The organism is Bacillus cereus group sp. MYBK101-2 (genome assembly GCF_051918845.1).
In the GTDB taxonomy this organism is placed as follows: Bacteria; Bacillota; Bacilli; order Bacillales; family Bacillaceae_G; genus Bacillus_A; species Bacillus_A paranthracis.
The window spans coordinates 18,042-38,661 of the sequence record NZ_JBQAIE010000021.1 but is presented as its reverse complement, the minus strand read 5'-3'; the positions used below and the strand labels follow the sequence as shown (position 1 = coordinate 38,661).

Here is a 20,620-nt window from a genome sequence, read left to right as displayed (position 1 = left end):
AACGAAAATAACGGAGGTTATCAAATTATGATTCTAATCGGTGGAAAAAATACAGGGAAAAAACTAGTAAATAAGATTGCAAAACAAATCGAAGAAACGGGTTCGGCGCAAGTGGCCGCTGTAACAGAAAAGAGTGCGCTGCTTATCGATAGAGCGATTCAAAAGGTTGCGAATACGTTACGTACACGTCTTTCAGCAAATCCGGAATCCGGTGAAGTAACGATCAACGATGAGCACCGCCTGGCGTTAGTTGTAACTATCACGAAGGAGACACAGCAATGAGACGTATCTATTTAACTCTATTTCTCGCAGCTGCGATCATCGTTTCGGGAGCAGGTTTCGCAGTAGCTAGTTATCTTCATAAAGAAACGATACATGGTGTGGTAACCGATAAATATACGAAACGTTCTAACGAGCACGACAACTTCTACGTTGTACTGAAGCAGGACGATGGTGCTGAAAAGGTCCTACAAAACACGGACAGTTTCCTAATGTTTAAATTCGACTCGGCAGACGTACAAGCGAAGATCCATAAGGGAGAGAAATACGAAATGGTGGTACGTGGTTACCGCCTACCGATTCTATCAATGTTCCCTAATGTAGCAGCAGTCGAGGAGGTACGAAAATGAAGGTACAGTTACTAGCGCATACACAATTAAGTGAAAGATTCAAAGATATTCTACGAGAGGCTAACGCAGTTGAGTTCGATCAGTATGGTGGCTTAGAGTCAACGACACACGGACAAGTCGTAGCACTATCAGCGATTCGTACGTGTTATAGCGCAAATAAACCGTCGGAAATCGTAGTTAATGAAGGAAGCAAATACTTCGGCAGCAAAGCTACAGACGGTGGTACTGGTACTGAGGCTGAACGGTTATTCCGTCAAATCGTGGCCAGCAAACACACATCGACGCTGGAGCACATTACGTTCACATTCGCAGTAGAAGGAGTTAGTCGTGCTCTACTAGCACAGTTAACACGTCACCGTGTAGGTTTCTCCTTCAGCGTACAATCGCAGCGTTACGTGAAGTTTGGTAGCGGCGATCGTAGCGGTGGTTTCGATGTTGTGATACCACAAACAGTCATCGATAGAGGTACAAGCGCAGTTGCAGTATTTAAAGCAGCAATGGAGGTGACGCAAATAGATTACGACACTCTTCGTTCTCTAGGCGTACCTGCTGAAGATGCAAGAGCTGTTCTTCCCAACGCTGCTGCTACCAATTTAGTAATGACGGTTAACTTACGTGCCGCTCTAGATTTTTATGGTAAACGTAAAGCAGGTCGAGGCGCACAAGCTGAGATTGCAGCTTTTGCTGAAAGATTACGTGAAGAAATCGTTGCTGCAGAACCGTGGCTCGATCAGTTCTTCGATAAAGCATAGGAGGTGTTAATGATGTTATTTTTGTGGATTTTATTAATCGTGGGTTATATATTACCAGCTATTATTGTGTGGGCAACTATACGTTATGAGTACGTTAAAGGGATTGATACTACGCCAATGGATGGCAGTTTCGTATTAGGAGTATTGATACCCATAATGAACTTAATTATCTGTTGCATGATTTGTAGCGAATATTTAGGTAGGAAAAGAGGTTTGTTCAACTGGTTCTTCCTGCTACCTAAGGAAAAGGACAAACTATGAGTACATTCGCATCATGTGCCGCACTTAGCGGCCTAATGCTGATGGTCGGATTATTAATAAGGACAAGGCGTTCCCAATGAGGGGCGTCTTTTTTATTTCTACAAATTACGTATACGTATACGAAATGTTAAAGAAGAGGATTAATTGACAGCAAAAAATTATGATTTACAGGTTCAACCGAGATACGAGGAATACGTGGGGTAACGCCAGCATTTCGGAAAAAAACCCACGTTAAGAATTTTTCGGTTAATGTTCCCCTGATTTAAGGACAATACAAGGGGAGAAAGAAACATCTATGCTGAAAAGTGTAACGTATACTTTTGGTAAAAGACTACCTCTTTGCTATCAAGAACCTTAACCAAGATTGAATAAATTACAAAAATTATGATTTTTGGTAACTAAAGTTTTCCTTAACGCTGTTAAAAGTACTCGTTTTTATGTTGAAATTTGCTTAACGTGGTTTTTTTTTCCGTTTTGCGGTCTGTACCCCTGTTACAGCTGAAGACGCTGCAGAACGTATGAAGGAAATCCTGGAAGCAAAGCCTTGTACGTTTGATAAGTTTTAAGTTAAACTGTTTATGTCGACAAGACAAATTACCCTACAACGAAGAAAAGAGGCTCCAACCGTAATAAGGAGTCTCTTTTTCTTTTTTTTTATCGTTTAATTATCACGGAGAGTCACCGTGGCTCATCATCAGCGCTACGACTGGAGCATTTGAATCACCGTGTGTCATGTATTGGATAGTGTTGTCTTTGGACGAAGCTGCTACGTTTGTCTGAGGAGATACGCTGGTAATACCGAAAGATAGCGCTCCTGCGATAACGAAGCCTAGTATCGTTACCTTCATTTTCTTCATTACTTTAACGCCCCTTTGTTTAGTAATCTTTGTTTGGATTCATACGCTTTCAGAAAATATTCTTGAGATTTTTCTTTATTACCAATCTTATTAAATTCGACAGCTAATAATTCCCCATATTCTTGAACGTACTCATGTAAACCTTCGCTATCGAAGTAAGAAATTCCTTCATTAATGATGCCTTCTAATTTTTCCGCATCTGACGACATACACAATTCTTCTAAGATTAATAAGTGGTATCTGTACTCCGTATTTTCGATGCTACTGCAAACTTTAAATCCTTGATCAATCAGCGACAACGCCGTATCGATTTCACCGAGCTTATAACGTTCTCTAGCTTCTAAAAATAATGCCTTGTAGTGATTAGGTATCTTTGCCGTAACTTCTGATAAATGACGTACAGCCAAACTAGATAAGTTTTGACATGAGTATAGCCATCCAAGGTTGTTTCTTACACGTAGGATTAACGTTTCTTCGTCTCGCTTCTGTAGGATGTCAACAGCGCTTGTTAAGTATTCCTCGGCTTTTTCGAACTGACCTAGTTGGATACAGCACATGCCCAATACGTTTGCACATAAAGCTACGTTATTTTTATGACCAGCGTATAAAGAGAATAACTCTTGTGCTTTTGATGCGTACTGTACTGTAGATAGTGGTTGGTAGGTATGGTGGTAGAATAATGCGATTCGGTAGTAGAATTCAGCACGTTCGATATCGTCCTTGGCATATTTTAAAAGCGACTTTGCTAATCTATAATACTTCTTGGCCTCGTTATAGTTTGCTAATAACGTGTTATGGATAGCCTTGAAGAAATGGTAATAGTACGACAGCTCACCGTCTGCTGGCGTATCGAAAGCTTCAACTTTTTCAAACGAATTTTTCGTGATGCTTAGGTCATCCGTTAATAGCTTATATCTAAAATCTAATAAAGAATAAAGTAGTTTTATATCCGGGTCCTCAATAGCGATTTCCATTCCACCATCGATTTCCTCTTTTAATTGTGCTGCCGCACTTTTCTGTTGAGCAATCATTGCTTTATACCAAGCATTTAGTTTATTTGTAATCTCTTCGTTATCTGTTAGTGTAAACATGAAAACCCTCCTCATCTAAAAAACACACACCTACATACTTAGTTAGCTTTAATAATAGCAAAATCCTGGTACATTTTAACGTTAATGTATGTGTTAATTATTTTCTATAATTTATACAGAATATTCTGTTATCTATTATAACGCTTATCGGCTTTTACCGGTAGGCGCTTTTTTGCGTTACAGAACTTCTTAGGGGTCGGATTTAATAGTGAAGGGAGCGATGCTTTTTGCCAAGAAACTATATCGTCTTTGGTTTAGCTGGAACAGGGAAAGATGCATTTGCTGGAATCATGCGTAAGCAACTGAAGGTCGATACACTAGCTCTTGCGGATCCGATACGTGAGGAATACGTAAGGTTCACTGGCCGTTACGACTACAAACAAAATCGTCCGTTGATGATTGAAATTGGTGAGTCGTATAAAAAGATTTATGGCCAAGACGTTTGGTGTAAACAAGCTATCAGTCGTGGTGATTTCAGTAAAGGCGTTCTAATTATGGATGGTCGATATGCGGAGGAATACGATTTCTTCGTAAATAAATTCGGCTTTATTCCGATTCGATTAGAAGCAGACGACGATATACGATTCGAACGACTACAAAAACGAGATGGAACGATACAGCGTGAAGCGCTGGAATACGAAAAGAGACGATTCTTACCGGAAACATACGAAACGCTAACGATTAATACGAACGGGACGATTGAACAACTTGAAGAAATCGTTAGGGGGACGTTTGGATGACGCCAATTAAAATTAAACACCGTGAAACGGTAGAGTACGCAATGAATCAACCCGATATGCTACGTGTATCTATCCAGGACGGGATCATCGTTGATAAAAGAGAAAAGCACTACGCTGTTACGTTGAACAACCTGGAAAGTCAGAACCATCCGGGAGGTCGTTTAAATGGGTAGCGTAAAAATTAGTACAAACCGTAGGGAAATGTATTACGAGCAAGAATATCCGTTGTTCCATGAATTAGGCGTTAAGAAGTTCCTGGAGAGTTACGCTGATATTTGTGATAAACGTGCTAAAGGGGATCTTGACGCATCAATTATATTACTAGATTTCCAAGCGACGCTGCACCAGGCTCCGTTAAGTCAAAGGGAACGTGAAGTAGTGTATTGGCGCTACGAACGTGACTTGACGGAGAAAGAGACTGCTAGAGTCCTGGGCATAAGCAAAACCTCCGTAAAATCGTACACACAACGTGCTTGCTTGAAGCTTGCCGACGTGTTCGCAGTAACGGAGGGATACAAGAATGTTCAGCAGTGATTACGCAGCAGCTAAGAAACAAATAGCAGAAAAAGTAGAGGAGCTACACGCCCTGGAGAAAAAGCCGGGCGTTAACGCTCGTATCGAACAAGTACAAGAGATTACGGACTGCTTCGTCCAAGCAACTGGGCACAGACCGGATGACCACGTACTGAATCGTTTAGGTGATTACATACTTGTCGATTATTTGACGGATCAGTACAAACACCATAAACGTCATGACGATGAGTTCTACTTTCAAAATAAAAAACAGTTGGCCAAGCGACAGGCCCGTCATAAAGAAACGGAATACAGAGAGGACGAAAAGTAATGAAAGAAACGAAGGTTAAACATTTCTTATGTAAGGATCGATTTAATAGTCCGTCGGTAGGCGTTCCCGTCTACGTAACTGATGTGGCGTTGAAAAATGCAAAGGTGGATGGAAAGTACCGTGGAGGAACGATCGTCGAAGATTTATCCTTCGTAGACTTTCATAACAATACGTACTACGTGTTTCGTGTAAAACATGCCGATATGGAGCGTGTGTGGTCGCAAGAAGACTTAGTTGAAGTGGGCGGTATCACGTTGCCGCCTGTTAACTGGTCACTACCAAAGGAATTGAACAACTAGGAGGCTAATAGAATGGATGGAAAACAAATCGCAACAGTATTAGAAGTAATCGATGGCGACACGATCGACGTAAATGTAGGTACAGTATTCTTCGGAATGTGTTTATCTACAAATATACGAGTACGTTTTGCTAAAATTGATGCCCCGGAAGTACATGGCCAAGAAGCAGAAATGGGAATGAAGACGAAGGAATGGTTAAAGGAACGTATCCAAGGTCAACACATCTACCTGGATCTGCACGGTAAAGACAAATATGGCCGCTACTTAGCTGATGTGTACACAATGAATAATGAGGACGTTGGCCAGGAAATGCTGCAAGCTGGTCTTGTCGAACTATACTCCGCTGCACATCATAACGATGGAGTGTTAGAAAAATGATTGTAGCAACAGTAATCGTAGTTGGTGCGTTTGCAATCGGTGCATTCACTCACTACTTGGTATACAAGAGAACATAGCAGCAACGCCCGTATCGTAGAGGTACGGGTTTTTTGGTGTTTACAAAGCACGACTTGTCGTATATACTAGAAGACGTACACTACATTAGTACGTGAGGAGGAAATCACTTGATACGAAACAACATTGGGGCCTTCTGCGCTAAGAACGACATCACGATAGCTGAAGCATGTAGAAGAACTGGATTAGCTAGAAGTGTCTTAGGTCGTATTTACCACAATGAAGTAGCAAACATCAGCTTAGACACGTTGGATAAGATTTGCCGAGGTTTAGATACGACGGCCGATCAGCTGATTGTTTACGTAAAAGACGAAGAAATGTCGCACGATGATATTGCTCACAAAACACAACGTGAAATGAGTATTAAATCGCACAGTAATATGAGAAAGCGTAACAAACGCAAAAAAGCAAATGATGACGAATAGTTGATATGTAATTTTTACATAGTAACGTCTTGGTGCGAACCGAGGCGTTTTTTATTTAACTTTATATTAAATTTCGTGAAATTATAAATTGCAGTTAGGCAACTTTGTGGTATGATAAATATAGTAACTAGAAACGTGGGTGGGCGGTTGCGACCCTTTCGTCATCTGATGATGGAAGGAGGTGACCGTATGGAGATTTTACTACAATTATTACTAGCTTTTGCGAAAGGCTTCGTGACCTCGATAGCTGCCGCAATAGCGACCAAGTTAATGTCTAAACGTAATAATAAACGTAAAAGAACCACCCCGACGTCGACCAAACGTAAAAGAGGTGGTTCTAAGAAGAACAAATAACTTTCTTTTTGCAACCAATCACCTTACGGCGACAGTTACGAATTGGACGGGATGTTACCAGCATCTCGTCTTTTTATATTATGCACTTACCATAGTAAGTTAAAACCATTAATTTAATTTCTGCTTGTCCAACTAATGGGCAGGTTACCCACATTGTAAGTATGACCACCATCCAAAACGTCCGTAGTCGAGTTGTAAGGGTCGTCCATCAATTTGTTGGCATGAAGCAAGACAGTTATACCGGAATGATGTGACTTTGTCAAGCTTGTCCATGTTACCCAGCTTGTCCAACTGTCCAGCTGTCCAGCTTTTTGTATCTACGTTTATTATACCGTCAACGTCTAAAGTTGACAACTATAAACTAGTAAGATATAAAAAGTTATGTTGCATAAAAAAAGGTGACCCACGAGTGTCCCGTCGTAAATTAAATACCTTGTGCGTGTGTTAAAACTACCAAAATTGTTATAATGAATAGTACAGGAGTAATATATTTAAGGGGGACTATTAATGCCGATAGAACCAATATCAGCAACTGGAATTACACTAGAAGAAGCACAGGGTAAGTTTGAGTGGGAGTTGGCACGAAAAGATATAGACTACTGTGGTCCAAATCAAAAAGAAGTCATAGACTTTAGAGATGCTGACACAGAGTATAATTGGATGATTGTATATAAACCGTACGGCTTCTAATACGAAATACGTTTATAATAAAAAAAAGCGCCCCAGGATCGTCCCAGGGCGTTATTTTTCGTTATTCTACTTTCTGTAACGGCACCGATGCGTCTTCGTGAAGCATGCCGATCAGCTCTTTTACTTCCTCGTACGCTGCTTTTACGATTGCCGCAAACATGTCTTTCGTGATGTACGCTCTGATTGGTGCTGGTAAAGCTGCGTATGCAACATTCGTAACAACCTCTAGGTGTGCCTCGACAGCTGTGAACGTCATCTTTTCTGCTGCTAGTAAGTATTGTAACGCAACCTTACGTGCTTTTCCTTTCATATAACGTGTTGCCACGAACCCCAGCGCAACCAACGCCAGGGCGATTAAATACCAGTATTGTAATATCATCTGCTCGTCCTCCTATTTTAAGATACAGTAGTTTACGTTCACCCATTGGTTGCCGCCAAGACAAACCCAATCACCGATTCTCGCAAACACTTCGTACTCTTCGCCTTTTGCTAACTGACGGATAACATCATAATCTGCACCTGGGCCTGTACGAAGGTTTAAAGCATCCGTATTGATTACTGCAACGTAATGACGGAATGATACGTAATCCTTGTGTACATAACTGTTACCTACGTTGTACCAATCACCAACCATTCCGTAACAGATATATTCTTCACCTTTCGATAATTGACGGATAACAGAGCTACCAGTGCTTGGGCCGGATCGTAAGTTAACGCCATCAGCCGTAATTTTAGCGATACCATAGTCACCGTTTGATGCTGATACATTTGGTTGTTCCGGAGTTAATTTGTTGCCTCCGATAAACCAGTTTAAATCCTTGCTACCATTAAGAACGTTTAAGTCAACGTCACCGATTACACCAGCAAGGCGTCCTGTTTCTGTTGTTTGCCATAGATCGCAAGGGTAGACAGGCTTCGCTCCATAACGTGGGATCCATACGAAATCGGCTTTTACGTTTGCCGCACCAAAGTCTACGTACGTATGATGGCCAACATATAAACCAACTTTCTTTGCGCCAAGACGACGTAACTCATCGATGAATGCTTGTGTACCGGCTTGCATATCACCCATCGTTTTCACTTCAACGTCAGCTACCCAAAATAGAGCGTCCTTGTCTCCACGATTCCAAAAATCACGAGCCTCAACTTTTGCGTCCTCTACAGATACAAAGCGACAGAACGCATAGTTACCGTACGGAATCCCGTAGTTTTTACACCCTTGTACGTATTCTTTGTATCGTGTATCAACCGTTGTTGAACCGTCTTGTACACGAAGAATCGCTAAATCTAATTCCGTCTTTGCTTTCGAAAAATCAATCGTTTCACAGTGATGTGACAAGTCTGCAATTTTACCCATTAATAATCACTCTCCATTTGTTTTATTTTTTTTCGTCCCGTACACGCTACGTATACGAGACGTATCGTTTCGTTACTTAAATAAAATAGTAAGTAACGTACCTGCTAATCCAACAGCGGACGTAACCGCTAAATTGAAGTTACGAGCAGCTTTCACTCGCATCTCTTCGTTTTCTTTTTCTACCTCATCAATACGTTCATCAAGTCGTTTTACAACCTGTTCGTGCTCAGTACGTGGTAGGTAGCGCCTCTCAATTCTATCTGAGATAGCGTCCAGTTTTTCTGCAAGTAAGCCAAAACCTTTTTCTTGTTTTTCCATAGTAGCGTCCAGCCCCTTTTCGATCTTTTCGATCGACGCTTCTAATCTTGCAACACGTTCATTTTCCATCACATCGTCACCTCCCTTCAAAGCCGAGTAACGCACTGATCGGCTTACGCTTTGCCTTTCAGTTGTGTTACCTCATCTTCAAGGGATACTATTCTACGTTCAGCTGCCTCTAGTCTATCGATTAGTTGTTGAATTCCTCTCCACGATACTGATGTCATTGCGTAAGAATCCATTCCTTTATCGCCTTCAACTGTTACTTGTTTAGGTGCTTCTTCCGAGATAAGACCTATATGGCGTTTATCAGTATCCTCTTCATTATTGAAGTGGTACGTACACACTTTTGCTGAACGTATTATCTCAAGTGCGTCATCTGTTAACAGTTCGATGTTCTTTTTATAATCTCGACTGGATGCGTTTACGAATGTACCGGCTGCTGCGTTTACCCAGTTACTGTCGTCACTTGTACGAAATTCAAAACGTCCTTGACCTATTTGCCACTTAAATATCCCCTGGCCGTCACCGAACCTTAAAATTTGATTACCGGATGTTCTATAGACACTAAGCACCTTTGTACCGTCGTGGAAAAAGTCATTGCCTCCACCGTACGCTCTGAATTCATTGGTCGTCGTGTTGTCTTTACCAATGCCGATAAGAAGGTGAAGACGTCCATTTGCATCTTTGACACTCCAGGTAGCAGCGGATATGGCGTTAGGACCAGCCCCGATATTCCCGTATTGGTCAAAATAAATTGAATTGGAATCCGGGAAGTTTAACGAAGCGGTACCGTCTAACGTTCCTTTAATGTTGATACCGCCGGAAGGTGTGACTGAGCCATCCTGTCCGAAATCAATAACAGCTACGTCACTCGCATTGTAAATTGACACTTTCGGTTTTATTGTTGAAGTCGACTGGTAACCAATACCCATGTCTGAGCCTCCCCCGGAAGCCCCTCCATCCCAACGCATGATATACGGTTTATCTGATCCACCATAAAGCTCTGCCGTATAGATTACGTTAGCGTTCGTTTTTAATCTCGGTCTACCAACGACAAGTTCGTCGCATATCAATTGCGTAAAACGTGTACCTGTCGTATCCGTCGTATTTTCTTTTACCGCAGTATTTAACCCGGTATCGGGTTTAGTATCTGCGTAGTCCACTTGAGTATCGTTTAAAATTTCTGCCGCTAAGTACATTGGGGAAATTGTCCCAACTTTAGAGCGATATACTCTTCGACCAATTACATGCGGAGCGTTGGCCGGCCCAATCGGTAATTTCAAATTAACCTTTTGGTTTCCGGTAGTAGTCGTTACTTTTGCCCCAATTGACTTCGTCAAAGTTTCTCCTGTTATAGCGTACGTACCATCAGATTTTAAATATCCAGTAATGAAAGAAACGCTATAATAGTAATCTCCGACACCTAATCCCGTACCGGCTGCGACTGTTGCAGTAGGTGCTGCTGGCGTTGCTACTGAGGCCGCCATAGATAACTTACCTGCATCAGCTAGTCCGGAAAACGTATCATATACTTGGTTAATGTCCGAAGCTAACGGGACAGCACCACTTGAAACTTTATAAACTACCAATAAACTAACCTCCTGTTCTAACTAATTTGCATCATGCATTACCTGCCATTGGACGGATAATGTACTAGTGTTATCGTGTGTTACGTCAGTCAAGGCAACATGCGCCCATAGATTACCGTCATCGTCAAGTAACCCAGCTTCTGTAAGGGCGATAGTTTGCGTTGGATTCCCACTAGTCAGTGTTCCTAACACTTCAGATTGCATGTACGTCGCACTGTATTGGACGTAGTAATTTAAAAATGTCTCTGCGTAAGACATCTTTTTCTTCGATGCTGCAATTGGTGCCCATAGCGCCGTATCACTTGATTGTGGACCGTTCACATTCGTACCAGTTCCTAGTATGATTTGGCTCGGTGTTTTTACGTATTGTCCAGCCCATAACGCAGCACTTTGCTTACGTGCGAAGTCGGTAATCTTGTTTTTATACGTCCGGTCGAATACGACTTCACCAGTTTCTTTATCGTGCTTTACTACTCGGACGTGACCTATGGCCATTGTTGTTTCCATGTTATCCCCACTTTGCGCTCGCTCCCCATAACCAACCGCAGCTAGGTGCTTGGTAAGGAACGTTATTATGATCTTTTGCGGTGTATGTCTCACCGTTTCCCCAAACTTGATTTTGACTTACGAGAACACGCACAGACTCGCCAACTACGGATACTTCGTCAAAAGGACTTGTGTACGTCTCAAGTACGATGTTAGCCGGATCAGTGTCGTCAGATAGTTGGTTCTGCCGGATATCCGCTATTAATTGAATAAACGAATCGATTTTCATTTACGCTGCCTCCTAAACAAGATACGGTGAATCCGCAAACTCAACAGTGTAGTAAACCACCAGGGCTTGCTGATCGTTCTTTATAATCTGTTTCGATACACGTTGCACAAACATATACTCATCAATACCACCGAGTCGCTTTGTACTGAGTAAACGGAAATACTGTCCGGCCACCCAACCCGAGGTTGTCGTAGTAGTTTTGTATGCATTAAACGACCCCGTAATTTGTGCCGCCCGGTACTTCGATAACAACAATTCGCCCTTTGCTTTTACAGCATTTAACGTACTGTTTGTCAATGACTTGTCTGAGAATACCGCTTCGTAAACACCGTCTCCGACGCCTTCAATCGCTTTTGTATCACGTTGAGAACGTTGGTCTTGCGCTAACCAAACCATATCTCGTAAATAGTTGAACCGTACGACTATCAATTTTCCAGGAGGTACAGGCCCGTTATTACGGTAATTTGGTATTCTGATAAGATGTTGTGTGTAATGAATAAAGCAGGTATTCGACGTATTTCCACGGTTAGGCGCACCATCGATAATGTCCTTTTTGAGTGCCATTTTCTCACCATAGTTATTTTGACCGCCATTCTGAAAACTCGTATCAAGGTTGTATTGGTATTCGCTATCGTAAACAACTACATCAACGTCTCCCGATACAGATGAAACACGATAACCGAGCGACCATTGCTCTGTAGTACCATCTCCTTGGAACTTCAACGAATATTTCTCCGCAGAACGTGTTTTAAATCCCTTGATAAATATCTTGTTCATCTGTTGTTGGATGTTCTCCGTCAACGTCAAATCCCCGTAATTAACAAGGTCTTTATCGACGTCAAGTGTATTATTCGGTAAAGGCGAAGTGAACGTTTCGAACGAATAAAAATGAACGTCCTTGTAGTAATCTACGTACCATCCCCACTCGATTTGATCCGCTACACTTTTGATAGAATCGGATACCTTTCGATAGTCGAAGTATTGGGGTATTACCGTTGTGTTCGACTTACGTACGTTATACGTCGTAAATCCGGGCGCAGACTGTTTTACAATTTGCGAAACAACAGCACTCGGCTCCTGTTCCTGGTACCATGCTGTTACTAAATGACGATCTAGCCAATGCACGTAACTTTTACAACTCACTTCGTACTGTAACGATGTACCTTCAACAGTCTCCCGTACTTCAACGACTACGCCACCGAATTCACGGTAAGGAACTTTACTTCCGTTTGGCGCTGTCACGATATTTGCCGGGTTTTGCCACACAATTTCTTGCCCAGCTTTTGGACGAGTTGCGTTGATATTCTTTTTAGCGACTGTATCGTAGACAGTTTCATTGCCGTTTAGTTTCATAGTGAAGTTCATAACGTCGGCCGTCATAACGATGTTGTTATCGACTTTCACACTTTCATAATCAATTAAAGGCGTAATATCCAACACATTTAACAGAATTTGAATGCTATTACTATTCGCCATGTATTACCTCCTCTCATTATTAAATCCGACCCTTCTAGGCATTTGTAACGCTTATAAACACACAAAAAGGGGGCGCCATATCGCTATGGAACCCCGTGTTTCTACATTACCATTCGTACTTGCGTACGCACCGCATTTGCGATGTTTTCGCTTAACTCTTGGTCTGTTTTTGCAGAACGCCCGTCAACATTGATGATTACTTGAACATTACTGTTACGACGGTTATTTGTGTGTGTAGTCATTGCGCCACTTGACGGATGGCTCGCCGCAGAAATTCCAGCAACATTGTCTCGTACAACATCACCCGTATTTTTAAACGAGTGTTGTAGATCCAAACCGACTGACGCTACAGCATCCTTGATTTTGTCACGGTTCTGATGGATCCCGTCCGAGAACATGTTCATCATGTTAGGCATCCACACGTCAGACTCGCTTGCTGGACCATCTTTCGTAGGTGAGTGGAACCCAAGGAAATCCTTAACTTTGTTAGCTACGCTAGATACAGCGTTAGTAACTTTTGAGATTCCCGACATGATACCGTCAGCGAACATGCCAATCGCATTTTTACCCCACGTTAAGAAGTTTCTTGGCATACTTCCAAAATAGGAAACAAGATTGTTCCAAAGTCCGTGAATTACGTTCCATACACTACTAAGTCCTCCGGAAATCCCGTCAGCGAATCGATAAATCGAATCCTTAGCCCAGTTTAGGAACTTGCTAGGTAAGCCGCCAAGAATCGAATCTACGATATTCCATAATCCTCGTAGTACGCTACCAGCCATGTTGATTCCGGAACGGAAGGCCCGTTCTAGAGCAGCCATCGCTTCGCCTGGTTTACCTTGGAAAATCTTTAGCACCGCATTCAGTACGTTACTAACAATGCTTGACCATCCTTTAAGTAGAGACTCTACGATTCTAATTCCGTTAGAGAAAATCTTGCTTACGAAATTCCACGCTTGATCCGCTACCTTACCGAAATTCTCAAACATTTTGACGATGATTTTACCGAATCCGGAGTTAAATAATCCCGTGTGTTCTAAGAACTTAGCGAACCATTTAGCACCTTTTCCGACGAAACCACCCATTAAATCTAGCGCCAATAAGAACGCATTTTTCACGATTTGCCACAGGTCTTCAAACGCTTTTTTCCATTCACCGTTGATGATGTGTGTGAAAAATTGAATGATGCCGGAGAACACGCCCCAAGCATGTTTCACGATGTCCGTGATCCAATCCCAGGCAAATTTCACAATGAACTTAAAGACGTTCCACAACGTTTTCCAAGTTTCAGAGTTTTCCTGGAAGAATTTAATAAGCGCACCCATCGCCTTAGCGAAATCCGGTGACATTTTATTAAACCACTTAGCGACTTCCTTAACCCCGTCAGATACCGCTGTAATCACGGTTTTCATTCCGGAGATAAACTGCGGACCGAGGAACTTAATAACCGCATCCACGGATTTTTTGATACTCGGTGATAATTTATCGAATTCCTTCGTAATAGTCTTGATACCGCTCATTACGTCTTTTTTCACGGAGTCAAACGTTTTACCAAAGCTCGATTTGAACCACGTAGTAAATCCATTTACTTGCCCACGGATATCACCAAGGTTTTTCTTCCATGCCATTGTAAACGCCGCTATAATCGCAATTACAATCGTTACTGGCCCAACAAGTGCGCCTATAGCACCACCAACCGCTCCAAGTGCTGAAATGGCTCCAGGTAATGAAGCAGCAAATAATCCGATTGTTCCAAGGAACGCCAGGATTGAACCGCCAACTAACAGCACAACACCAGTGATTGCAGCAAACGTTGTGATTGTTCTACGTACTGTCGGATCCATCTTTAGGAAGCCTTGCATTAACCCGTGAACCAGCGCTAATAATTTAACAACTGGAACGTGTAGATCCTCACCGACCGCCTTCTTCAATGTATCAAATGTTTTCGTAACAGCATTAATTGCAAACCCTAGACCGGCCTGTTTATCTTTCATCATGTCTACTGTGATACCAGTTGCTGTAACCATACGTTGCATCGCAGCAAATTTATCCGGTGCCTCACCAGCAATAGCCATCATAGAAGATAAAGCATACTGACCGAAGATCGTTTTAATCGCCATCTGTTGCATTTCCGGATTTAAGCCGCTGATTGCGTCATGCAGCTTCTTCTGAATGTCTACGAGTGGAATTAATTTTCCGTGTGTATCGTAGAACACGTTAGAGCCATCCTTCGTAATTAAGCCCAATTTCTCCATCATACCTGCAGCTTTTTCAGTAGCAGGAGTTAAGTTTGTTAACATACGACGAAGACCAGTACCAGCCGTGCTTCCTCGGATACCGTGGTTACCAAGTGTTGCGATTGCCCCAGCTAGTTCACCTACACGCATACCTGTTGCAGATGCCTGTGGTGCGATGTATTTCATAGTCGTTAAGAAGTCATTCATGTTAACACGAGATGCTACGAATACCCCGGAAATGGCGTCCCCAATACCGGTCATTTGTGCCTTCGTATTATCACCAAACTCTGTTTTTAACGCACCACCCATTGAGTGGATGATGTCGGCTACTACGTCGGCCGTTTGGGACATATCTTCCTGGTTGGCAGCAGCCACGTTATGCACGGTTTCGAGTGCGCCACCCATGATGTCCTGGTACGAGATACCCTGCTTTGCCAGTACGTCCATTGCGTGTGCAACTTCTGTTGCTGAGAAGAAACCAGCAGAACCAAGTTGAATCGCCTTATTCTTCATTTTTTCAATCTCAGAACCAGCGAGAGTGATACGACCATGATCCATCGTCAAGTCCATTTGACTTTTAAGTTTTTTCAGTGCCTCTGCAGAACCACCAACCTCCTGGATTAAACCAGCATTGATTGCGGCCTTGGTGTTATGGATATTTTGGTCGAACTCAGCGGAGTTTTTAATTGCATCAACGAAGAATCCAGTCATGCTGCGTCCAACACCGGCAATTTGATGTCCTACGTCCATAAGGTCACCGAAATGCGCCATACGGCTTGCAGCATTTAGATGGTCACCCATTTGACGTGCTCCAGCTTCTACTTGGTTAAAATCACTTAACATAGATGCTCTCATACGATCGGCGGATGAGGCTAACTCACGAAATCCGGCTTGTGCGCTCTCTGTGCTTCCACGAACCGTGTGTAGTGCTGCGTCCATGCTTCGTACAGATTCTCGTACTTGGTGCTCTGCTGCTTCCATTCTTGTTCCGATTTCCCGGATGTCCATACCGTGAATAGCTGCGTCAATCTGTGATACACCGGAGCGAACGTCCGCAACCATACGGTCCATATTCAATGCATTTTTCATCGCTGCTTCGACTTGCTCCATATTTGCTTTTAAATTACGAGCGAAGGCGTCAAAGACTTGTTTGGCCTGGTCTTTTGCAACGATTTCCAAATTCAAACGAGCTGTTTTAGTTGTACCTGCCATTTATACGTGATCACCACCTATTCTTCTTTTTGAGATTCATTGAAAATGTGCTCTCTTTCTAGAAATAAAAAAGCTTGCTCTACACGCCAGGCAGGTTGTTCGTCCAACTGATTAAACGTCCAACCCATCTCACGGCATAAAGCAAACTCTGCATACTCCATCGGTGTGGTGTCGCTGTAGCCACGCAACGACTTATCCACCCGATCAATTAGTTTTTTGGTGTAGCCTCAGCTTTAAGCTCACCGAATTTTTGCGCTACCTTTTCGATAACAACAGCTGGTACCTTATCAATGTTTTCTTCCGTAATAGGGAAGTTAACCGGTACATTGTCCTCATCTAAGATATGGCCAGCTTTCGCTAAAGCGATTAACACTCGTTCTGCAACGTCTAAGTTAGAATCCATTGACTCGTCTTTGAACGCTTTTGCGATTGCCTTTTGTTTTCCCCAAGACATACGTTTTGGGTCCTTAATTTCGATAAATTGTCCTTCTCCTAATTCTGCTGTAAACTCAATTCTCATTTTTAAATTCCTCCAATAGTTTTATAGTTTTTTTTAGTTTGGTTGTTTACGTGATTAATAAGTAGGGATACGCCACGTATACGTACCCCGTACTAAATTGCTAGATTAGTAAGTAGCTACTGCATTTTTCAGCGTAACTGTTACCATACCTGCGTCTGTTGCGTTGTATAACGCTTTGAAGCTCATGTCTGCACGAATGTACTCTTGTGAACGATCGACAGTTACTTTTGTAATATCGACTTTCCCGAACGAGAACTCAAGAGACGTATTCGCATCTAAAGTGAACAAGATTTTCACCGCTTGTTGCGTACCATTTAAGTAAGCATTTAAATCATCTTCGTTATCGAAGTCCATCGTTAACTTACCTGTCGCTTCAATACGGCCCGTAATATAACGAGTCGGGTCCTGCGTGTTATTCCCAGCAAAGATAAGCTGGTTATCACGTTTGATTGAAACCTCACCACCCAGTAAATCAGCATCAACTGTACCGCCTAACGTAAGCGTCGATGTGAAGCCTAAAAAAGGTTTCGCAACTGTGATTGTTGGTGTTGACTTCGTAGCTACTGCAGAAGCCTTCGATTTCATTTTTGCTGTTACTTTTACAGCCGTGTCAGAATCGAATTTGAAGTCAAGCTCGTCTAATACAGCCCCAGCATAACGACGCTCAGTTACTGTATTGTAGTCTGATGCCGTGAATGTCGGTGCAAGTGCGTCTAACACCTGGAACTTATGTGTGTACGGTGCAGCCGCACCAGTAACAGTATCCTTACCTAGAATTCCAAGTAATAGATGACCGATTAAATCCGGATAAGCTGGCATACCGAACTCTACCTTACTTTGACGTGTTGTATTGTACACACCGAATGATTTCGATAAAATACCACGTCGTCCCTCATCTGTTACTTTTTTGATGTCTTCCTCGACTTTAATAGAGTCGTAAGGAATGTAAACTGCTGGTGCAACGGCTGTTCCGAATGTTGTTTCTTTACCTAACCCGAAATAGCCCAATGCGGACATTTTTGCCATTATTCAATCTCCTCCTTCGTTTTCTTCTCTTTCACATCAACGAAATTAACGTTGTAAAAATCTTTTGGTACCTCGATCACATCGCCTGGTTCCACCTCGACGTGTAATGTCGGCAGCAATACTGGTTCATCCCCTGTGTACTTAACTTTCTTCTTCATTTAGCCCTCCTGTTAGCCCGTAGTTAATATCGATACATCAAATTGCTTAATCGCTAGTAAACCGACTGTTTGGCCGTTCAACAACTGTGGTGCAGTAGTATTCGTTTGGATATACTCAACACCGGCAGAAAGAACTTTCCCACCAAACGTCGGATCCTTACGTAACTCCACATCAATGGCATCAAGGAAATCATCAAATTGTAGCTGGCCAGCACCATCGGGTGACACATCTACACCAGTAACCTCTAGACTAACTGTGTATTTAATAATCTTCTTTCCGTACGGCGCTGAAGCAGAATAGCGTTCTTCTCGTGCTTTCGGGATAGTAATTACGATACTAGGAAAGTCCGTTTGCTGAAGTAACTTAGGTCGATACTCAACAATTTTCTTAGCGCCTACCGTGGTCTTCAGTACATTCTTAACGACGCTCTTAACAAGTTTTCTCTCATTCATGTAATCACCACCTGTCGTAAGAAGGCGTCCATTTCATGAAGAAGAACGTCAATACCAGGACCTTCAGCAAGATACTCAACCGTTTTCTCTGACCAATGTGTAGGTGCGCCAGGTGTTAAACTACCCATCCCGTGGATCGTCGGAGAAAACGCTGGGCTTCCGAAACGAGAGTCAACAGGGAAGGCACGTTGTGCGGCGCCCCTTGGTGCTTGTAACGTTTGCCCAGCCGGAAAGTTCCCTTCATCCATATACAGCGCACTTAGTAAACCGTGATACTCAATTTCAAAACCGTCTGAACCATGCTTGATTTTATGCTCAATACTTCGCTCAGTTTGGCCCGTACGATGTGAACGAACATTTAACATCGGTTTAAAATATTCTTCAGCCATCTTAGCCAAGCGCTGGGCGCTCTCACGGTTCATGTGATCCCACTTGGAGTGGAACTCGTTGAATTCAGCAACTTGTTTATGCGCTGATTGCTCCCATCGAATAGAAATCATCAGCTCGTCACCACACGTTTATATGGTTGTAACAGCTCTCTTGCAACCGATAGGTCATCGGATTTTTTGGTGTTGTAACTAATCGTAGAAATTTGTGATTCCTGCATCGTAACAGCAAGGGAACCACGTTCTTTAATTAAATACATAGCCAATAGAAGAGTAGCCTGTTTAACGTTATCCGGAATAGCAGAAATCGTTGTTAGCTTGGCATGGTCGAATAGTAACGGATTCATCAACGTAACGCTGTTTCCAGCTACAGATTCAACCGTCACTGTTTCTTGTGTCGGGCCATCGTATAAAGTCAATCGTTGACCAGGAACAAGACCCGTCGGATCAGCTAACGTGACAACTTTAGAATTAGCAGCTACATTTGCCGCAAGAATCGTGTTTGTCCATCCGTTTACGTATGTGTAGCGCACTGTGATTGGTATATCTGATTTTCGGTAGTACGGTGTGCGGTTACCGATAAAGATGTTAGATTCAAGGCTAGTCATTAAATGAACGCCGTAAATCGTAAACCAACTGTCTTTCACTTCAATATCCGTTAAGTTAACCTCTTTAAACGGCTCAAGTGGTGAGGTACGGTACTCAACTTTTTGTAGTTGAATAATCGGTATGTTGTTAACGTGAACATTGATACGACCGTCTCTCGACATTCTTACTTCCTTCAATTCTGTGTTAACCGTCGCTTCTAATGTTTCTTGCTGAACAATCGTGTCTACCCAGGAACTTGCACGTCTGAGCACGTTTAATAACGACGCATCTTGTGCCGCTTGATTTCCGTAATTGTCTTGATCCAACGTCGTATAATCGATACTTGTCGGTGCTTGCTTAAACTCCGCTACTGAAATATATAAAGTCATCAGATTTCCTCCTTCCTGTATTTATCAATTACATCAATAATTGAAACTGGTAAAATGCAATTCCATTCGGTAATTTGACCCGTACGCAGTAAACTTGCAATCTCCTTAATAGCAGCTGTTACATCTTGTGGAATCTCCTCAAGTCCTGCTATATACTCGACTTCAACATCGGAATAGTCTGTTCCAAACATTGTTGGCGGCAGTGTGATGTGTGTTACCTCATCTTTCGCCTCAAGTGATACTTGGCCCAGGTCGATGTCTATGTACTTGGTGTCACCAAAGAAATCGTTGTAATCCCAATTTGACGTCTTTGCTTTAACAGAAACAATACGTACAACAGGCGTCTGACTAAGCTTGGCGCCCATTGCACCGTCGTATCGTAACTGCTCGCTATATCTTTCCGCTTTAACTTTGCGTCCGACATACCGATTGAACAAAGCCTCCGCTCGTTCTAAGTAATCCATGACTACTTCACGAACTTTAACTTTTTAAGTTCTTTTGCCGTTTCTGCATCCACCGACGCTTTACCGTCAGTAAAATGTACTGCACGTTGTCCCAAGTAAACAGACGCAGTAAATGCACCCTCAGCGTACTCCACCTCAACCAACTTTTCGTCAGACGCTTTAGCCGACTTTTCAACTGGTTTTTCAGTTTCTTCAGCTTCAACTACCTGTTCTTCAGCATCTTTTTTAGCTCTTACCATTTATTTTCACCCCTTACAGAGAAATAGTTGGGACA

At 42.5% G+C, this 20,620-nt stretch carries 31 protein-coding genes; 12 read left to right on the top strand and 19 right to left on the bottom strand.

Annotated features, from left to right (window positions below; translation table 11 throughout):
• The first annotated feature begins 27 nt into the window (after window positions 1–27).
• The 3 genes from ACTFSI_RS25735 to thyX are packed head-to-tail and all read left to right on the top strand — an operon-like array spanning window position 28 to window position 1,381.
• Window positions 28–282 carry a hypothetical protein gene (locus ACTFSI_RS25735; protein ID WP_284993994.1) on the top strand — a complete coding sequence of 85 codons (255 nt, stop codon included), beginning with the start codon at window positions 28–30 and terminating at the stop codon, window positions 280–282.
• On the top strand, window positions 279–629 hold the full coding sequence (locus ACTFSI_RS25730; RefSeq protein WP_284993995.1) for a DUF1523 family protein: 351 nt from the start codon (window positions 279–281) through the stop codon (window positions 627–629). The genes ACTFSI_RS25735 and ACTFSI_RS25730 overlap by 4 nt, the downstream gene beginning before the upstream one ends.
• The gene (gene thyX, locus ACTFSI_RS25725; RefSeq protein WP_284993996.1) at window positions 626–1,381 is read left to right on the top strand and encodes an FAD-dependent thymidylate synthase; all 756 of its coding nucleotides are present in this window, start codon (window positions 626–628) and stop codon (window positions 1,379–1,381) included. Before ACTFSI_RS25730 ends, thyX begins: the two co-directional genes overlap by 4 nt.
• Before the next feature lie 929 nt (window positions 1,382–2,310).
• Here thyX and ACTFSI_RS25720 read toward each other — a convergent pair.
• Together ACTFSI_RS25720 and ACTFSI_RS25715 are read right to left on the bottom strand one after the other, a co-directional pair.
• Window positions 2,311–2,490 (bottom strand): hypothetical protein, encoded by a 180-nt coding sequence (locus ACTFSI_RS25720; protein ID WP_440045752.1) that lies wholly within the window; start codon window positions 2,488–2,490, stop codon window positions 2,311–2,313.
• Between the two features lie 8 nt (window positions 2,491–2,498).
• Window positions 2,499–3,590, bottom strand: a complete 1,092-nt coding sequence (locus ACTFSI_RS25715) for a tetratricopeptide repeat protein (protein WP_284993998.1) — start codon at window positions 3,588–3,590, stop codon at window positions 2,499–2,501.
• Between the two features lie 227 nt (window positions 3,591–3,817).
• Between ACTFSI_RS25715 and ACTFSI_RS25710 the strand changes: the two genes are divergently transcribed.
• The 9 genes from ACTFSI_RS25710 (at window position 3,818) to ACTFSI_RS25670 (ending at window position 7,395) form a co-directional block, all read left to right on the top strand.
• Entirely contained in the window at window positions 3,818–4,330 is a 513-nt protein-coding gene (locus ACTFSI_RS25710) for an AAA family ATPase (protein WP_168411410.1), read from the top strand.
• Window positions 4,327–4,503, top strand: coding sequence for a hypothetical protein (locus tag ACTFSI_RS25705; RefSeq protein WP_168411411.1), 177 nt, complete (start codon window positions 4,327–4,329; stop codon window positions 4,501–4,503). The genes ACTFSI_RS25710 and ACTFSI_RS25705 overlap by 4 nt, the downstream gene beginning before the upstream one ends.
• A complete protein-coding gene (locus ACTFSI_RS25700) occupies window positions 4,496–4,864 on the top strand; it encodes a sigma factor-like helix-turn-helix DNA-binding protein (protein WP_168411412.1) in 369 nt (122 codons plus the stop codon). The genes ACTFSI_RS25705 and ACTFSI_RS25700 overlap by 8 nt, the downstream gene beginning before the upstream one ends.
• Window positions 4,851–5,174, top strand: a complete 324-nt coding sequence (locus ACTFSI_RS25695) for a hypothetical protein (RefSeq protein ID WP_168411413.1) — start codon at window positions 4,851–4,853, stop codon at window positions 5,172–5,174. The genes ACTFSI_RS25700 and ACTFSI_RS25695 overlap by 14 nt, the downstream gene beginning before the upstream one ends.
• Complete coding sequence (locus ACTFSI_RS25690; RefSeq protein WP_168411414.1) at window positions 5,174–5,473, top strand: hypothetical protein; 300 nt, start codon at window positions 5,174–5,176, stop codon at window positions 5,471–5,473. Before ACTFSI_RS25695 ends, ACTFSI_RS25690 begins: the two co-directional genes overlap by 1 nt.
• A gap of 12 nt (window positions 5,474–5,485) precedes the next feature.
• Window positions 5,486–5,851 carry a thermonuclease family protein gene (locus ACTFSI_RS25685; protein WP_168411415.1) on the top strand — a complete coding sequence of 122 codons (366 nt, stop codon included), beginning with the start codon at window positions 5,486–5,488 and terminating at the stop codon, window positions 5,849–5,851.
• A gap of 185 nt (window positions 5,852–6,036) precedes the next feature.
• A complete protein-coding gene (locus ACTFSI_RS25680; protein WP_168411416.1) occupies window positions 6,037–6,351 on the top strand; it encodes a helix-turn-helix domain-containing protein in 315 nt (104 codons plus the stop codon).
• A gap of 189 nt (window positions 6,352–6,540) precedes the next feature.
• Complete coding sequence (locus tag ACTFSI_RS25675; RefSeq protein ID WP_168411417.1) at window positions 6,541–6,705, top strand: hypothetical protein; 165 nt, start codon at window positions 6,541–6,543, stop codon at window positions 6,703–6,705.
• A gap of 507 nt (window positions 6,706–7,212) precedes the next feature.
• Entirely contained in the window at window positions 7,213–7,395 is a 183-nt protein-coding gene (locus tag ACTFSI_RS25670) for a hypothetical protein (protein WP_168411419.1), read from the top strand.
• A gap of 61 nt (window positions 7,396–7,456) precedes the next feature.
• Here ACTFSI_RS25670 and ACTFSI_RS25665 read toward each other — a convergent pair whose 3' ends face one another.
• The 17 genes from ACTFSI_RS25665 to ACTFSI_RS25585 form a co-directional block, all read right to left on the bottom strand.
• Entirely contained in the window at window positions 7,457–7,720 is a 264-nt protein-coding gene (locus ACTFSI_RS25665; protein ID WP_440045736.1) for a hypothetical protein, read from the bottom strand.
• Window positions 7,721–7,786: 66 nt separating this feature from the next.
• A complete protein-coding gene (locus tag ACTFSI_RS25660) occupies window positions 7,787–8,752 on the bottom strand; it encodes an SH3 domain-containing protein (RefSeq protein ID WP_168411421.1) in 966 nt (321 codons plus the stop codon).
• A gap of 72 nt (window positions 8,753–8,824) precedes the next feature.
• On the bottom strand, window positions 8,825–9,139 hold the full coding sequence (locus ACTFSI_RS25655; protein WP_168411422.1) for a hypothetical protein: 315 nt from the start codon (window positions 9,137–9,139) through the stop codon (window positions 8,825–8,827).
• A gap of 44 nt (window positions 9,140–9,183) precedes the next feature.
• On the bottom strand, window positions 9,184–10,662 hold the full coding sequence (locus ACTFSI_RS25650) for a tail fiber domain-containing protein (protein WP_168411423.1): 1,479 nt from the start codon (window positions 10,660–10,662) through the stop codon (window positions 9,184–9,186).
• Window positions 10,663–10,683: 21 nt separating this feature from the next.
• Entirely contained in the window at window positions 10,684–11,169 is a 486-nt protein-coding gene (locus tag ACTFSI_RS25645; protein ID WP_168411424.1) for a hypothetical protein, read from the bottom strand.
• A gap of 1 nt (window position 11,170) precedes the next feature.
• A complete protein-coding gene (locus ACTFSI_RS25640) occupies window positions 11,171–11,437 on the bottom strand; it encodes a hypothetical protein (protein WP_168411425.1) in 267 nt (88 codons plus the stop codon).
• A 12-nt stretch (window positions 11,438–11,449) separates the two neighbouring features.
• Window positions 11,450–12,913 carry a hypothetical protein gene (locus ACTFSI_RS25635; protein ID WP_168411426.1) on the bottom strand — a complete coding sequence of 488 codons (1,464 nt, stop codon included), beginning with the start codon at window positions 12,911–12,913 and terminating at the stop codon, window positions 11,450–11,452.
• A 101-nt stretch (window positions 12,914–13,014) separates the two neighbouring features.
• The gene (locus tag ACTFSI_RS25630; protein ID WP_440045735.1) at window positions 13,015–16,362 is read right to left on the bottom strand and encodes a phage tail tape measure protein; all 3,348 of its coding nucleotides are present in this window, start codon (window positions 16,360–16,362) and stop codon (window positions 13,015–13,017) included.
• Window positions 16,363–16,379: 17 nt separating this feature from the next.
• On the bottom strand, window positions 16,380–16,550 hold the full coding sequence (locus ACTFSI_RS25625; RefSeq protein WP_168411428.1) for a hypothetical protein: 171 nt from the start codon (window positions 16,548–16,550) through the stop codon (window positions 16,380–16,382).
• 20 nt (window positions 16,551–16,570) lie between these two features.
• On the bottom strand, window positions 16,571–16,882 hold the full coding sequence (locus ACTFSI_RS25620) for a hypothetical protein (protein WP_168411429.1): 312 nt from the start codon (window positions 16,880–16,882) through the stop codon (window positions 16,571–16,573).
• Window positions 16,883–16,987: 105 nt separating this feature from the next.
• Window positions 16,988–17,908, bottom strand: coding sequence for a phage tail tube protein (locus ACTFSI_RS25615; protein WP_168411430.1), 921 nt, complete (start codon window positions 17,906–17,908; stop codon window positions 16,988–16,990).
• Window positions 17,908–18,066, bottom strand: coding sequence for a hypothetical protein (locus ACTFSI_RS25610; RefSeq protein WP_168411431.1), 159 nt, complete (start codon window positions 18,064–18,066; stop codon window positions 17,908–17,910). The genes ACTFSI_RS25615 and ACTFSI_RS25610 overlap by 1 nt, the downstream gene beginning before the upstream one ends.
• Window positions 18,067–18,078: 12 nt before the next feature.
• Complete coding sequence (locus ACTFSI_RS25605) at window positions 18,079–18,519, bottom strand: hypothetical protein (protein ID WP_168411432.1); 441 nt, start codon at window positions 18,517–18,519, stop codon at window positions 18,079–18,081.
• Window positions 18,516–18,941, bottom strand: a complete 426-nt coding sequence (locus ACTFSI_RS25600; RefSeq protein ID WP_168411433.1) for a hypothetical protein — start codon at window positions 18,939–18,941, stop codon at window positions 18,516–18,518. Before ACTFSI_RS25600 ends, ACTFSI_RS25605 begins: the two co-directional genes overlap by 4 nt.
• Before the next feature lie 77 nt (window positions 18,942–19,018).
• Window positions 19,019–19,882, bottom strand: coding sequence for a hypothetical protein (locus ACTFSI_RS25595; protein WP_168411434.1), 864 nt, complete (start codon window positions 19,880–19,882; stop codon window positions 19,019–19,021).
• Window positions 19,882–20,346: a hypothetical protein gene (locus ACTFSI_RS25590; protein ID WP_168411435.1), complete on the bottom strand. Its 465-nt coding sequence runs from the start codon at window positions 20,344–20,346 to the stop codon at window positions 19,882–19,884. Before ACTFSI_RS25590 ends, ACTFSI_RS25595 begins: the two co-directional genes overlap by 1 nt.
• A 2-nt stretch (window positions 20,347–20,348) precedes the next feature.
• A complete protein-coding gene (locus tag ACTFSI_RS25585; protein WP_168411436.1) occupies window positions 20,349–20,585 on the bottom strand; it encodes a hypothetical protein in 237 nt (78 codons plus the stop codon).
• Window positions 20,586–20,620: the final 35 nt, after the last annotated feature.

Bases quoted from the DNA above. Each gene is read 5' to 3' on its own strand.
- ACTFSI_RS25715 (WP_284993998.1), bottom strand. From the start codon at position 3,590: ATGTTTACACTAACAGATAACGAAGAGATTACAAATAAACTAAATGCT.
- ACTFSI_RS25655 (WP_168411422.1), bottom strand. From the start codon at position 9,139: ATGGAAAATGAACGTGTTGCAAGATTAGAAGCGTCGATCGAAAAGATC.
- ACTFSI_RS25690 (WP_168411414.1), top strand. From the start codon at position 5,174: ATGAAAGAAACGAAGGTTAAACATTTCTTATGTAAGGATCGATTTAAT.
- ACTFSI_RS25645 (WP_168411424.1), bottom strand. From the start codon at position 11,169: ATGGAAACAACAATGGCCATAGGTCACGTCCGAGTAGTAAAGCACGAT.
- ACTFSI_RS25610 (WP_168411431.1), bottom strand. From the start codon at position 18,066: ATGAAGAAGAAAGTTAAGTACACAGGGGATGAACCAGTATTGCTGCCG.
- ACTFSI_RS25675 (WP_168411417.1), top strand. From the start codon at position 6,541: ATGGAGATTTTACTACAATTATTACTAGCTTTTGCGAAAGGCTTCGTG.
- thyX (WP_284993996.1), top strand. From the start codon at position 626: ATGAAGGTACAGTTACTAGCGCATACACAATTAAGTGAAAGATTCAAA.
- ACTFSI_RS25660 (WP_168411421.1), bottom strand. From the start codon at position 8,752: ATGGGTAAAATTGCAGACTTGTCACATCACTGTGAAACGATTGATTTT.
- ACTFSI_RS25595 (WP_168411434.1), bottom strand. From the start codon at position 19,882: ATGACTTTATATATTTCAGTAGCGGAGTTTAAGCAAGCACCGACAAGT.
- ACTFSI_RS25615 (WP_168411430.1), bottom strand. From the start codon at position 17,908: ATGGCAAAAATGTCCGCATTGGGCTATTTCGGGTTAGGTAAAGAAACA.
- ACTFSI_RS25670 (WP_168411419.1), top strand. From the start codon at position 7,213: ATGCCGATAGAACCAATATCAGCAACTGGAATTACACTAGAAGAAGCA.
- ACTFSI_RS25590 (WP_168411435.1), bottom strand. From the start codon at position 20,346: ATGGATTACTTAGAACGAGCGGAGGCTTTGTTCAATCGGTATGTCGGA.
- ACTFSI_RS25640 (WP_168411425.1), bottom strand. From the start codon at position 11,437: ATGAAAATCGATTCGTTTATTCAATTAATAGCGGATATCCGGCAGAAC.
- ACTFSI_RS25700 (WP_168411412.1), top strand. From the start codon at position 4,496: ATGGGTAGCGTAAAAATTAGTACAAACCGTAGGGAAATGTATTACGAG.
- ACTFSI_RS25585 (WP_168411436.1), bottom strand. From the start codon at position 20,585: ATGGTAAGAGCTAAAAAAGATGCTGAAGAACAGGTAGTTGAAGCTGAA.
- ACTFSI_RS25730 (WP_284993995.1), top strand. From the start codon at position 279: ATGAGACGTATCTATTTAACTCTATTTCTCGCAGCTGCGATCATCGTT.
- ACTFSI_RS25635 (WP_168411426.1), bottom strand. From the start codon at position 12,913: ATGGCGAATAGTAATAGCATTCAAATTCTGTTAAATGTGTTGGATATT.
- ACTFSI_RS25685 (WP_168411415.1), top strand. From the start codon at position 5,486: ATGGATGGAAAACAAATCGCAACAGTATTAGAAGTAATCGATGGCGAC.
- ACTFSI_RS25605 (WP_168411432.1), bottom strand. From the start codon at position 18,519: ATGAATGAGAGAAAACTTGTTAAGAGCGTCGTTAAGAATGTACTGAAG.
- ACTFSI_RS25720 (WP_440045752.1), bottom strand. From the start codon at position 2,490: ATGAAGGTAACGATACTAGGCTTCGTTATCGCAGGAGCGCTATCTTTC.
- ACTFSI_RS25630 (WP_440045735.1), bottom strand. From the start codon at position 16,362: ATGGCAGGTACAACTAAAACAGCTCGTTTGAATTTGGAAATCGTTGCA.
- ACTFSI_RS25735 (WP_284993994.1), top strand. From the start codon at position 28: ATGATTCTAATCGGTGGAAAAAATACAGGGAAAAAACTAGTAAATAAG.
- ACTFSI_RS25600 (WP_168411433.1), bottom strand. From the start codon at position 18,941: ATGAACCGTGAGAGCGCCCAGCGCTTGGCTAAGATGGCTGAAGAATAT.
- ACTFSI_RS25705 (WP_168411411.1), top strand. From the start codon at position 4,327: ATGACGCCAATTAAAATTAAACACCGTGAAACGGTAGAGTACGCAATG.
- ACTFSI_RS25695 (WP_168411413.1), top strand. From the start codon at position 4,851: ATGTTCAGCAGTGATTACGCAGCAGCTAAGAAACAAATAGCAGAAAAA.
- ACTFSI_RS25620 (WP_168411429.1), bottom strand. From the start codon at position 16,882: ATGAGAATTGAGTTTACAGCAGAATTAGGAGAAGGACAATTTATCGAA.